This window comes from Marinobacter sp. MBR-99, assembly GCF_040547575.1.
Classification (GTDB): domain Bacteria; phylum Pseudomonadota; class Gammaproteobacteria; order Pseudomonadales; family Oleiphilaceae; genus Marinobacter.
This window is the reverse complement of sequence record NZ_JBEPPY010000012.1, coordinates 130,977-142,052: the sequence shown is the minus strand read 5'-3', so window position 1 is coordinate 142,052 and position 11,076 is coordinate 130,977. Positions and strand designations below refer to the sequence as shown.

The window sequence follows — 11,076 nt, the reverse complement described above, 5'->3', positions numbered from 1 at the left end:
AGCCGGCATTGAATCGCTTTATTATCGAGTTCGGTGACCGCCTGGACGGCCACCTGTAATGGGATGGGCAGTTACACAGATTTATTTACAGGCTCTTATGAAACTCTAGAAGCGCGTAGTCTCCGAACCCAACCTTCTCCGTCACCCTAACGGAGGCTGTATGCTCCGGCTCGATAATAACAATGACTGACGCACAGTGTCTTTGCTGGAAAGCATACTGGAGAACACCTTTGACAGCTTCTGTCGCATACCCGTGATGCCAGAACCTGCGCGCCAGGCGATAACCCAGATTGAGTTCTTCAACCTCGCCAACCAACTCCGGCCCAACGCCACAGAAGCCTATAAATTCGCCTGATTCTTTCTCATACAAACCCCATGGCCCGATTCCATGAGAAGCGTAACACTCAAGGCACCAATCAACGAACTTTCGGGTAGCTTCTTCGTCGCAAATTCCACGAACGGAAAACTTCATAACCTCCGGGTCGCTGAGCATTGAGGTGAGCACCGGAACGTCTTGGTGGGATAGCTTCCTTGCAAGCAATCTCTCTGTTTCAAACAATGGCACTGATTTCTCCCTGTGCAGTCTCGTGGGGCCGGCGTTTGTTCTCGATTGGGGCAACCCGCACGTGATAAGTGAGAGAAACTAGCCCTTAATGCTCGAAAACCCGATAAAATTCTTCTATTGTCTAGACCTATCTATTGCCGGACGGCAACCAAGTGATGGACAACAGGATAGCTAGCCAAGGAGAGTGGCATGAGTGGCAAAAAAATTGTACTGCTAGGTGATCAAGGAACAGATCATCAGGGGTTTCCGCCAACCCCGGTTATTGCGGGTTCCCCGAACGTAATTGTAGATGGAAAACCCGTGGCCAGGGTTGGAGATCCACTTGCTCCGCACTCCAAACCGAAACACTCTCCTCACCCACGGGCCATTGCCTCGGGGTCTTCAACAGTGCTGATAAATGGAATTCCTGCTGCGGTGACGGGTGGAGCCATTACATGCGGTGGGATTACGATTGGCAGTGGTAGTGTTGTGATCGGCGATACCTATACGCCAGCACCGTTTTCTGGCGTCTCTCCAACCCCTTTGAAAGCTCAGGGCAAACGGGCGGCAATCTCTCCGACTGCGATGGAGCCAAGCCAAAAAAATGCTAACAGCGGTGTGATAGAGCAGCAGAATACGGAATCCCACACTGAATCGATGGGGAAGGCGACCGGTCAGGGCGACATTGCTCAGCTTAATGCGGCGAGACGGTCTGATGGCGTTGGCGATACCTCTGATGGTAATGAAGAACTTAATGCTGAAGTAACAACAGATGATCGTACTCAGAACTATGGGCCGCTGAAAGGCGAGTGCTGTACTCAGCCGGGCGAGCAAATCTCAGGTACATACTTCTTCCCCGGAGCAGGTATGGACGGTGCCTATGTCAGGCCGATGGTCAAGGCAATGAGGGAAGCGGGTATCGACAGTGCGATGTATGTAGACCGAGATAAATGGTCGGGCGGAACTGCAATGGATGCAGCTGTTGGGTCAGTTTTGGGCCGGGATTATGACCCGCGCTTTCCCATGTTGCTGCGCATTGCCTCAAACCCGACAACTAGTCAGTTCAATTTGATAGGGTACTCCTACGGTTCAGTGGTGGCAGCGCAGCTTGCCGCCAAATACGCGAGGCAAGGCACGGTTGTTGATCACCTTGTCCTGATTGGCAGCCCGATTAGCCATGCGTTCCTGGAAATGCTGAGAGACATTACGGACATTCGCAAAGTAGTTGTTATTGATCTCGATGAACATGGAGACCCAATTTACGCCGGAATGAGCGTAATCGAGCTTTTCATGGAATTGCCGTTACTTGCGAGCCAGATGCCGCATTCAGAGGGGCATTTCTATTACGCTGAACCCTCTGAAGCTGGAAATGAACGACGGCGCAAACTTGCCGAGGAACTCTACCGGTTGGGAGTGCGGTAATGAATGCATTGTTGCTGCGTAAAGCTCTGTATCCGGCGGCGTTACTGCTGATTACGACCGTGCAAGCGTGGATCTTTTATATCTTCAGCCGGTTCATTGTGGCTGGGGAGGGTGTCGGGGTTTACGCAGTATTTTTATACCTGATTGTTTTGGTTGTCAGTGCACTGTTATGGGCTGCGTCATATTACTATCAGCGGGGGAGGGCAAAGGCTGTGGTGTTTTGGGGCATCGCTTTGGCCCTGATGCCTATAATATTGGTTCAGCCGGTATGGTGGTCTGCGCCGATGATTGGGAATTAGAGGGGCTTTCAACTGGACAACTAGGCTGATAGAGAGGGCCGTTATTAGAGTGATGCCTTCCGTTCCGCTTTACTCAGTATATGAGGGACGACGATAGGGGTTACGCCATCCTCAGCAAAGAATGGAGATGGCTTGGATTTTTTGAGCAATTTACCTTTAAGCATGAACGGCATTACGGTTACAAAAGCTCGCAGGTTGAATTTTTCGGGTGTGCCAGCGGGCGGTGTTCCTTTTGCGTAGCGACCCATGATGCGACTGCGAACTGGCCCCAGCGTTTTATCGACTCCTGTAGTGTACACGCAGCGCAGAAAACCCGCCCACGGCTCTTGGGGATGGGTATTGACAATGGGCGTGTTGCAGCACGAAGTGGAAAAGCGAAATATTCCGTCAGGCGACAACCGCGTGCATTTTAAGTGCTCCAATCCGCTGAGAATTTTAACGTCAGCGGGATATGCGGGAATTACCTCTGTGCCACCATTGGCGTCAAGTAGGTCATCACGTTTGAGGTGATGCAGATAAGACTGGCAATCATCGCAATAACAAACCAAGCGCCCCGGTGTGTTGTTGGGGAAGGCTTTGAGTTTGGCTCGGAATTTTCCACATCTACATTGTATTTCCATGTTGCAAATTTTCCTCGGGTTGCAGGTTGTTGGCAGGCTCTGAATGTCTTTGCCTAACGAGGCTGTAGAAAAAAACTCGCCCCTTTTTACGATGGTGCACGGGGAAGTCCACGGTCCCGTTAATGTGTTCTTTAAAATTGTTTAGTCTGGACTTCCTGTCTCACGAGTTGTAAAAAGATTCTTAAGATCATCCAACTCTTGCCGAAAGCTCATCCCTCCTATTGAAATAGTGAGCACTCTCGACGGCCCTGGGTAATTCTCAACACTTTCATCACCGGTAACCATAAAGTTGGCAGCTTGCCTAATATTGTCAAACTTTTTAGAAGGGCACTTGCCCTCTAGAACCCATATAAGAAACAAAGACAAAGGCAACCCTGAGGATGACACCATTTCTCTTTGCACTTTATAGTCGTTTTTAGTTGTTTCACATTGGCCAACAATTGGTTCGCTCCGTAAAACAGCGGGAGGAAGACGCTCTCCCGTATCAGCCACATCGTAAAAACAACAATAAGCTCCGTCAGTCCCAGCGAACTTTAGTTGAGCATCTGCCTGAGCAATCGGCAGGTATGATAAATTATCTTTTAGCTTCTTGGCTTGAATTGCCACTCCCATTACTGATTCTTCTTGATCGGGAAAATTTGTGTGTAATATAACTCCAAAATCACTACCAGTTACTTTTTCTCTGTTGTTTTTCGACAAATCGTGATAGGAAACCTCTATAGGTAGTTCATTTTTGAAGACTTCTTTTGAGTAATCAGAAATGGATTCTGAACAGAAGCGAACTGAGGAGAAAATCTTACTTAAAATATGCCCTGTAAGCCTTTCCTCGTGAGAGTTTTGAGGCAAGTCGCGCTCCCAGAACTCAAGCTCTCCAAATGCCAATGCTGATAAAACTTTTTTAAGGACAAGGTTGTTAGTAGCTTTATTTCCCCAAAAAAAATCTTCCGCTGAATTACTATCAGAACTAAACCTTAACATCATAGGCTTCGAAACTATGGAATCTATCTTTTTTATCAGATCATCATCTAAGTCGAGGCTCAACTCTCTTTCCAGTAAATCAACTACTTTATAAGTTTCGTTGGGCCTGCGATAAAATGCCAGATCATGGTTGGAAGGTACCAACTTCCCGAATGAAAGAGTATTCGTTACCAACCTATGAATTCCACGGTCAACTATTTTCGGAAAACTTGCCATATTTAACCCATGTAGTTTTAACGCCGCTCAACACGCGCGGCTTTGTGGTGGAGGCGAAGCCGCAACGAAAAAGTCGTCGCCGTGCTAGGCCGGGTTAAAGCCTTGAAGAACCTGACGATTGTTCGAGACATTCGTTATCCACAACTTTTACTCAGAAATACGCCCGTAGTCGTGGCAGCATACGGCGAGTCTGGATCAACGGTTTTTGAGTCTATAGAGACAATAGTTTCCACTAATTTCTTTTTGCCTTCAGATAGCGTTATTTTTTTCTCAATAATCCTGCCCTTAACGTCATACTCAAATATATATTCTTTACTGGATAATTTTTTAAATGTATTGACATCATGAGTCATTGAATGTCCAGCGAAGCTAATAGTGTACTGGCCATTTTGGAAGCAATATAACCCAACAAATCTTTCGTCTTCAGTGGCCCAAACTTTCCATTCACCTGTAAGCTCTTGCAAATCTGGACGACTTGCACACGATGAAATTAAGAATACAAATCCAACTATAAAAAAATACTTAAGATTCATGCTTTCATCCCATTTTCACTTTAAAAAATTCGCGCCTTTTGAGAACCAACATTACGGGGCGACGTAAAACACTATGTTAAACATTTACACTGCCATGAAAGTAATCTTTCGACGCTTTTCCCATACCAAGCCAGCATGCCCACAAGAGTTCAAGCAGAACTATTGCTGCAACTACCATTGTGGTATGCAGAGTGATCTCGCTCGAAAAATAGCCTGCTACAAAAGCCGTAATGAGAGCATTAAGTGAGATAGTGGCAGCCCCAAAGATCCTTACCCACCCCTTTCTTAATAAAACACCAAAGAAGCAAACGGCGAAAAATATTGGAATGGTGGAGCCAGCAACAAACTCGCCGATGCCCAGAGGCAACAATTTCACTGCAGACACTACCCCCAATATTGCGAGAAGGCCGAATAGTAACATCGAAAAAATCACAACTGGTGGACGTTTCACTATTATTGCTCCATTTAACGAGGCTATAGAAAAAACCGATTCCGAGCGGTCCCCAGCACTGGGTTCCTAAAATTTTCGTAGCGGCCATCAGTAAGCCGATTATCATCGTTCCGATGTTCAGTCATAAGTTTAGGTCTTGTTACCGTGTCAGTGCCGGCATAGCTGGCATCCAGAAGACACATTTGTAACCGTCTGATCCCGGCATCACGCTGCTAACCGCCCGTAATTCGCCAACTTCTCTATATTGTGTACGAGGCAGTATAGCTGCCATTGGCCTTGCACCTTCTTCTTGCCTTGCAAGCTGAAGCGATTCAGCCGCTTGTTCGTACCGATGTTGCCGAACACCGGCTCCACCACCGACATTCGGTGGCTGTATATCTCTTTGCCCTGTGGGCTGCCGACGCGGTGCTTCATCCAGTCCGTGTAGTTCGGCAGGTGCTTATTCTCAATGGTGAACGACACTTGTCGGTCGGCAGTGACAATTGCACCAGACTGGTAGATGTTGTCAGCGATACCCAGTTTCTTGAAACGGGCTTCGACGGCTTCCAACACCGGTTGCAGGGTGTGGTGTTCCTGGCCCTCGCCAAAGGCCTGGGCATCGATGATGATCTGGTGTTTCTTATCCACCGTGGCGACCCCATTGTAGCCCTGAGCAGCCTCATCCAACGACAGAATGGTCTTCGCTCGGCGGATGTCGCGGTCCAGTTCGGCTTCGGTATCTGCCTCGTCCCGCTCGTAATGGGCTTTGAGGTGATGGCGAACCAGCCGTCGCAACTTGGCACGTTTCTCTTCCAGCTATTTGAAGGTGCCGGACCATTCCTTCGCTGCATTCGACGACATCTTGCAGCCGTCGATGGCGAAGAGTTCGTTACCCAATAGGCCCTGCTCGTGGCACACCAAAAGTACCTGCTCGAACAGCTCTTCGATCTCATCCGCGTGGCTGCTGACGAACTTGGCCAAGGTGGTGAAATGCGGAACGGTATCGCAGGACAGCGCCTTGAAGATGATGTTGGTCTCGCAGCACCACTGCATCTCGCGGCTGGAGGTGATGCCTTTCGAATAGGCGAAAAGAATGATCTTCAGGAGGATGGCCGGATCATAGGCCAGGCGGCCGGTGTCTTCGTTGCGATACTTGGCGTGAAACACCGACAGGTCCAGCTTGTGCTCGATCAAATAGTGCACCGCGTGTTCAAAGGTGCCGGGCTGTAGCTGTTCTTGGTAGTTGATGACGACCATAGTGTCCTGGTCGTAGTTGTAATGCTTGAAGCGGGGCATCTGACCACTCCTTGTCCGTTTGCCTGATCCTATCAAAACACCGGCGGATTTCGGGGTTTTTCTACAGCCTCAACGCTTCAATCATAGGCTAGGAGTGTCCACTGCACCGGGGTAAGTCCACAGAGTTATCGATGCGTGTCCACTGAAGTGGGTGAAGTCCATCCGCTTCACTTACTTGTTGTGAGGCTTGAGTTTCTCCGCAGCCTCGCGCATCCACTCTTTTTTATCACGCGCCTCTTCTTCACGATCTTTCGTGTCATAGTTATCCACCTTGATTCGCTTAAACCCAGTCACGACATGGTGTAGATCTCCCTGAATCTTTTCCATGCTCTGGGCAATCGAATATAGGTTGGGTTTCCCGAGCTGATAGCGACCTCTAATCTCTGCCATATCAACGACAACTTCGTCTGTATACTTTTTCCCTGTGACGCTCTCGTACGCAATCTTAAAGCAGATGACAGAACCAGCTTTTGCTTCAAAATCTACATTTGTCTGAGTGTAGCCTGAATATCGAAACTGCCGGGGACCGAAATAACGAAGCCCTGTATGGAAGAAGTTTGGCGTCAGAAACTCTGACATTAGACTCTGACCGACCTCACCGCCTTCAAGGAGTAAAGGCTCAAAGGTGACGTTTTTGGCAGGAGCCTCGCCAATATTCCGAATGCAGAGCCGAACTATATGTACAGAAAAATCTAGTGAGTCGACGGTAATTTCAATTCTTGGCTCTGTTTGCACTAGTCGAAGTTTTCGAGTCTCAATTACTAAAACTGCTGTAAGCGCCGCATACACAACAGTCGCCAGGGTGACCACTGCAGTAAACAATACAGTAAGCGCACCGGAATTCTGATTAAGAAAGGAAATCACATCTGCCACTAGAACTCCTCATGTCCTCACAACGCCAGCTCACAAATGCGCACTTGTAATGGAGGCGCAGCCGCAATGAAAGGGCGTCCGGCGGCCATCGGCCGCGTATTGATGCACCTTGTTATGCTTTGAGACTGGCATACACAATCACGAACATGACCGCAACATTAATGGCGTGATCGCCAATGTTGAATTTTTTCATTGCATCGAGCCTTTCATTGGGCTCATAACCGAGATACGAAATAATGCCAGGGAAAGTATATTTTTGATGGAGTGCCAGAAGGCCGAGCTCGACCGCCAATACGAGAGCACAGATTAAGTACCAAATCTCTTCCAGCTTGAAATTCTGGATTATCGCAAAACAGAGCACCGCCCATAGCGCTCCTTGGACTGTAGAATCAAGAATCGCCAGTATCGATGTTTTTGCGTCCATTCTTAAATAACTCCCTGAGCATAACAGCGCATTAGATAGCAGTTCACTATTGCGATCATCTGATCGCTTCATTATCCCGCATCGATAATACAAACACACTCACCACCGATGCCAAAAAATACGAAAGATCATGTAACTACAAACCCAAAAAAGAAACAAGCCAGATCCAACTTAGTAATATCAACGCAGCTGCATTCTCACCAATAACGACGCACCACAAAATTTCCCCCAACAAAAAGGCCCGGCAGCTTCCGCAACCAGGCCTTTTCATCACTCAGCGGTCAATCACCTCAACCGCACTTGCTGTCGCCGCAAGACAGGCAGGTGGCGCAGCCGTCCATCACAATCACCGCTTTGGTGCTGCATTTGCCGCACATGGTGGCGTTGGCGGGGTAGTCGCTGCCGCTGTCGTCGTTGGTGGCTTTGTTCTGGCTGGCTTCGAACTCGGCGCGTTTCTCGGCGAGAATGCGCTTGGTGGTTTCGCTCAGCTCGTCGCTTTCCAGCAAGCCAATGGCCTTCAGGTGCTTCTCGATCACGGCGCCGATTTCGGCAACCAGTGATGGCATAAACACGCCACCTTTCTTGAAGTAGCCGCCGTTGGGGTCGTACACGCTGCGCAGCTCTTCCACCAGGAAGGTTACGTCGCCACCTTTGCGGAATACCGCAGAGATTACGCGGGTGAGGGCGATAACCCACTGGAAGTGTTCCATGGATTTGGAGTTGATGAACACTTCGTACGGCTGCCGGCTTTCGTGGTCGGTGTCTTCGTTCAGCAGGATGTCATTGATGGTAATGTACATCGCGTGCTCGGCCACCGGCGGTTTGATCTTGTAGGTGGTGCCCAGCAAGAAATCCGGCCGTTCGATGTTTTCGTTCATCTCCACCGGCTTGGTTTCAGCCATCACCGGTGCCTGGTGCTCGTTAGGGGTTTCCGTGTCGGCTTTCTTGACTCGGTAGCCGACAATCTTGTTGCTGATTTTCACTGTCATGTTCGTTGTCCTGTCTGTCGGTTCCCGGGATCAATATTTACCGTAAGTGCCTTCTTTAAGCGCATCAAACAGGTTGGCGGCGGTGTGGGTTTCGCCGTCGTACTCTACCTGTTCGTTGCCCTTGATGGTCACTTTGCTGCCATCGTCCAGGGTGAATTCGTACAGGGTGTTTTCAAGGTCTTTCTCTTTAACCAGTACGCCCTGGAAGGCTTCCGGGTTGAAGCGGAAGGTGGTGCAGCCTTTCAGGCCCTTGTCGTAGGCGTACAGGTAAATGCCTTTGAAGTCCTGGTATGCGAAGTCCGTAGGAACATTGGCGGTTTTGGAAATGGAGGAATCTACCCATTTCTGTGCCGCTGCCTGAATGTCTACGTGCTGCGTGGGGGTTACGTCATCAGAGGTGGTGAAGTAACTGGGCAGCTTTTTGTCTTCGTCATCGGAGAAGGGCATGGCACCGGGGTTAACCAGGTGGCGGTAGGCCAGCAGTTCGAAGCTGAACACGTCCACTTTCTCTTTGGTTTTACGGCCTTCACGGATGATGTTCCGGGCGTAGTGGTGAGAGAAGCTTGGCTCAATGCCGTTACTGGCATTGTTGGCCAGCGACAGACTGATGGTGCCGGTGGGCGCGATGGAGGTGTGGTGGGTAAAGCGGCCGCCTTTCTCGGCCAGCTTTTTCACCAGTTCCGGCTCTACGTGGCCAATCTGCTGCATGTAGCGGCTGTACTTGGCGTGCAGCAGCTTGCCTTTGAGGATGTCGCCCACTTTGTAGCCGTCTTTGGCCAGGTCCGGGCACTTGTTCATCATCTTGGGGGTGATTTCAAACTCGTCTTCCATGATCGGGGCCGGGCCTTTCTCTTCAGCCAGGGCCAGAGACTGGCGCCAGCCTTCCACGGCCATTTCCCGTACCACGTCTTCGGTGAACTGCACGGAATCGTCAGAGCCGTAAGGCATGCGCAGCATGGCGAGGGTAGAACCCAGGCCCAGGATGCCCATGCCGTGGCGGCGCTTGTAGGTGATTTCGTGGCGCTGCTCGGCCAGCGGCAGGCCGTTGATTTCTACCACGTTGTCCAGCATGCGGGTGAAGATGCCCACTACCTTGCGGTACTTCTCGTAGTTGAAGCTCGCTTTGTCGGTGAACGGGTAGTCCACGAACTTGGTCAGGTTCACGGAGCCCAGCAGGCAGCTGCCGTAAGGGGGCAGGGGCTGCTCGCCACAGGGGTTGGTGGCGCGGATGTCTTCGCAGAACCAGTTGTTGTTCATCTGGTTGACTTTGTCGATCAGGATGAAGCCCGGCTCGGCGTAGTCGTAGGTGCTGGTCATGATGGTGTCCCAGATGAACTGGGCTTTCACCGTCTTGTAGATGCGGCAGGCCACCTTGCCTTCTTCGTTTACCACGTAGCCGTCCTGAACCGGGAAATCGCGGTACAGGAACTGCTCGGCGTTGTTCAGGTCCAGGCCTTCGTCTTCCACTTCCTTCTTGGTGACAGGGAAGGAGAGGTGCCAGTCGTCGCCGTTGCGTACGGCTTCGATGAAGTCTTCGGTGATCAGCAGAGACAGGTTGAACTGGCGCAGGCGGCCGTCTTCACGCTTGGCCTGGATAAACTCGATGACGTCGGGGTGGTGTACATCGAAAGTGGCCATCTGGGCACCGCGGCGGCCACCGGCAGAAGACACGGTGAAGCACATGCGGTCGAAGATATCCATGAACGACAGCGGGCCAGAGGTGGTGGCGCCGGCACCAGCAACGTAGGCACCGCGGGGGCGCAGGGTAGAGAACTCATAACCGATACCACAACCGGCCTTGAGGGTAAGGCCCGCTTCGTGGTTTTTCTCCAGGATGTCGTTCATGGAATCCTGGATACTGCCGGATACCGTGCAATTGATTGTGGAGGTGGCAGGCTTGTGGGCTTCCGCACCGGCGTTGGAGGTGATCCGGCCAGCCGGAATGGCACCGTTCTGCAGGGCCCAGAGAAACTCCTTCATGTACTTGTTGCGTACATTCTTGTTCTCCACTTCCGACAAGGCCTTGGCAACGCGCTCGTAAGTTGCGTTGATGTCTTTGTCGACCGCCTCGCCTGTTTTGGTCTTCAGCTGGTACTTGCTGTGCCAGATATCAAGCGACGCTTCCTGCATGGGAATCGTTGTGATCACTGCCTGTGCCTTAGCGTTCATTGCCACCCTCGGTTTCCAGTATGTCTCGTTTTGATGGTGCCGTCCCCGGCGCCATGCCCCTTTTTTAATGGTGTTGCGTTCTTACGGCCGGCCTGTTTTTGGTCAAAAACACTAGATGTGGTATTTGCCTGGCGGAAGGTGCCGCCTGTTCAGAGCCGGTGGATTGCCTTTATCTTGCTTTCAGAACTGTTGTTGCTGGTATTCTTGGCGCCCGCGCGGCGGGCTACGTGGTTGTTATTTGCCCTATATATGGGCGTATTGTGAGTGAAGTATAACAGGATAT

General features: G+C 50.6%; 11 protein-coding genes and 1 pseudogene. 2 read left to right on the top strand and 10 right to left on the bottom strand.

What is annotated here, in order from left to right; all coding sequences use genetic code 11:
• Nucleotides 1-85: 85 nt before the first annotated feature.
• On the bottom strand, nucleotides 86-565 hold the full coding sequence (locus tag ABIE59_RS12285) for a GNAT family N-acetyltransferase (protein ID WP_354447262.1): 480 nt from the start codon (nucleotides 563-565) through the stop codon (nucleotides 86-88).
• Nucleotides 566-754: 189 nt separating this feature from the next.
• On the opposite strand from ABIE59_RS12285, the gene ABIE59_RS12280 reads away from it, so the two are divergent.
• Nucleotides 755-1,966 carry a type VI secretion system PAAR protein gene (locus ABIE59_RS12280; protein ID WP_354447260.1) on the top strand — a complete coding sequence of 404 codons (1,212 nt, stop codon included), beginning with the start codon at nucleotides 755-757 and terminating at the stop codon, nucleotides 1,964-1,966.
• The gene (locus ABIE59_RS12275) at nucleotides 1,966-2,265 is read left to right on the top strand and encodes a hypothetical protein (protein WP_354447258.1); all 300 of its coding nucleotides are present in this window, start codon (nucleotides 1,966-1,968) and stop codon (nucleotides 2,263-2,265) included. Before ABIE59_RS12280 ends, ABIE59_RS12275 begins: the two co-directional genes overlap by 1 nt.
• A gap of 44 nt (nucleotides 2,266-2,309) precedes the next feature.
• Here ABIE59_RS12275 and ABIE59_RS12270 read toward each other — a convergent pair whose 3' ends face one another.
• The 9 genes and pseudogenes from ABIE59_RS12270 to ABIE59_RS12230 form a co-directional block, all read right to left on the bottom strand.
• Nucleotides 2,310-2,885, bottom strand: coding sequence for a DUF6151 family protein (locus ABIE59_RS12270; protein WP_354447256.1), 576 nt, complete (start codon nucleotides 2,883-2,885; stop codon nucleotides 2,310-2,312).
• Between the two features lie 141 nt (nucleotides 2,886-3,026).
• Nucleotides 3,027-4,079 (bottom strand): hypothetical protein, encoded by a 1,053-nt coding sequence (locus ABIE59_RS12265; RefSeq protein WP_354447254.1) that lies wholly within the window; start codon nucleotides 4,077-4,079, stop codon nucleotides 3,027-3,029.
• Between the two features lie 134 nt (nucleotides 4,080-4,213).
• On the bottom strand, nucleotides 4,214-4,612 hold the full coding sequence (locus tag ABIE59_RS12260) for a hypothetical protein (RefSeq protein WP_354447252.1): 399 nt from the start codon (nucleotides 4,610-4,612) through the stop codon (nucleotides 4,214-4,216).
• A gap of 76 nt (nucleotides 4,613-4,688) precedes the next feature.
• Nucleotides 4,689-5,063: a hypothetical protein gene (locus tag ABIE59_RS12255; protein ID WP_354447250.1), complete on the bottom strand. Its 375-nt coding sequence runs from the start codon at nucleotides 5,061-5,063 to the stop codon at nucleotides 4,689-4,691.
• Between the two features lie 204 nt (nucleotides 5,064-5,267).
• A pseudogene (locus ABIE59_RS12250) lies at nucleotides 5,268-6,338 on the bottom strand (transposase).
• Nucleotides 6,339-6,509: 171 nt separating this feature from the next.
• A complete protein-coding gene (locus ABIE59_RS12245; RefSeq protein WP_354447248.1) occupies nucleotides 6,510-7,211 on the bottom strand; it encodes a DUF8453 domain-containing protein in 702 nt (233 codons plus the stop codon).
• A 112-nt stretch (nucleotides 7,212-7,323) separates the two neighbouring features.
• Nucleotides 7,324-7,635 carry a hypothetical protein gene (locus tag ABIE59_RS12240; protein WP_354447246.1) on the bottom strand — a complete coding sequence of 104 codons (312 nt, stop codon included), beginning with the start codon at nucleotides 7,633-7,635 and terminating at the stop codon, nucleotides 7,324-7,326.
• A gap of 290 nt (nucleotides 7,636-7,925) precedes the next feature.
• The gene (locus ABIE59_RS12235; RefSeq protein ID WP_072677139.1) at nucleotides 7,926-8,624 is read right to left on the bottom strand and encodes a TSCPD domain-containing protein; all 699 of its coding nucleotides are present in this window, start codon (nucleotides 8,622-8,624) and stop codon (nucleotides 7,926-7,928) included.
• Between the two features lie 30 nt (nucleotides 8,625-8,654).
• Nucleotides 8,655-10,793 carry an adenosylcobalamin-dependent ribonucleoside-diphosphate reductase gene (locus tag ABIE59_RS12230; protein ID WP_354447244.1) on the bottom strand — a complete coding sequence of 713 codons (2,139 nt, stop codon included), beginning with the start codon at nucleotides 10,791-10,793 and terminating at the stop codon, nucleotides 8,655-8,657.
• Nucleotides 10,794-11,076 lie beyond the last annotated feature (283 nt).

What these genes read in the sequence shown, in the direction of transcription:
- ABIE59_RS12270 (WP_354447256.1), bottom strand. Translation starts at nt 2,885, where the DNA reads ATGGAAATACAATGTAGATGTGGAAAATTCCGAGCCAAACTCAAAGCC.
- ABIE59_RS12280 (WP_354447260.1), top strand. Translation starts at nt 755, where the DNA reads ATGAGTGGCAAAAAAATTGTACTGCTAGGTGATCAAGGAACAGATCAT.
- ABIE59_RS12240 (WP_354447246.1), bottom strand. Translation starts at nt 7,635, where the DNA reads ATGGACGCAAAAACATCGATACTGGCGATTCTTGATTCTACAGTCCAA.
- ABIE59_RS12260 (WP_354447252.1), bottom strand. Translation starts at nt 4,612, where the DNA reads ATGAATCTTAAGTATTTTTTTATAGTTGGATTTGTATTCTTAATTTCA.
- ABIE59_RS12265 (WP_354447254.1), bottom strand. Translation starts at nt 4,079, where the DNA reads ATGGCAAGTTTTCCGAAAATAGTTGACCGTGGAATTCATAGGTTGGTA.
- ABIE59_RS12235 (WP_072677139.1), bottom strand. Translation starts at nt 8,624, where the DNA reads ATGACAGTGAAAATCAGCAACAAGATTGTCGGCTACCGAGTCAAGAAA.
- ABIE59_RS12275 (WP_354447258.1), top strand. Translation starts at nt 1,966, where the DNA reads ATGAATGCATTGTTGCTGCGTAAAGCTCTGTATCCGGCGGCGTTACTG.
- ABIE59_RS12230 (WP_354447244.1), bottom strand. Translation starts at nt 10,793, where the DNA reads ATGAACGCTAAGGCACAGGCAGTGATCACAACGATTCCCATGCAGGAA.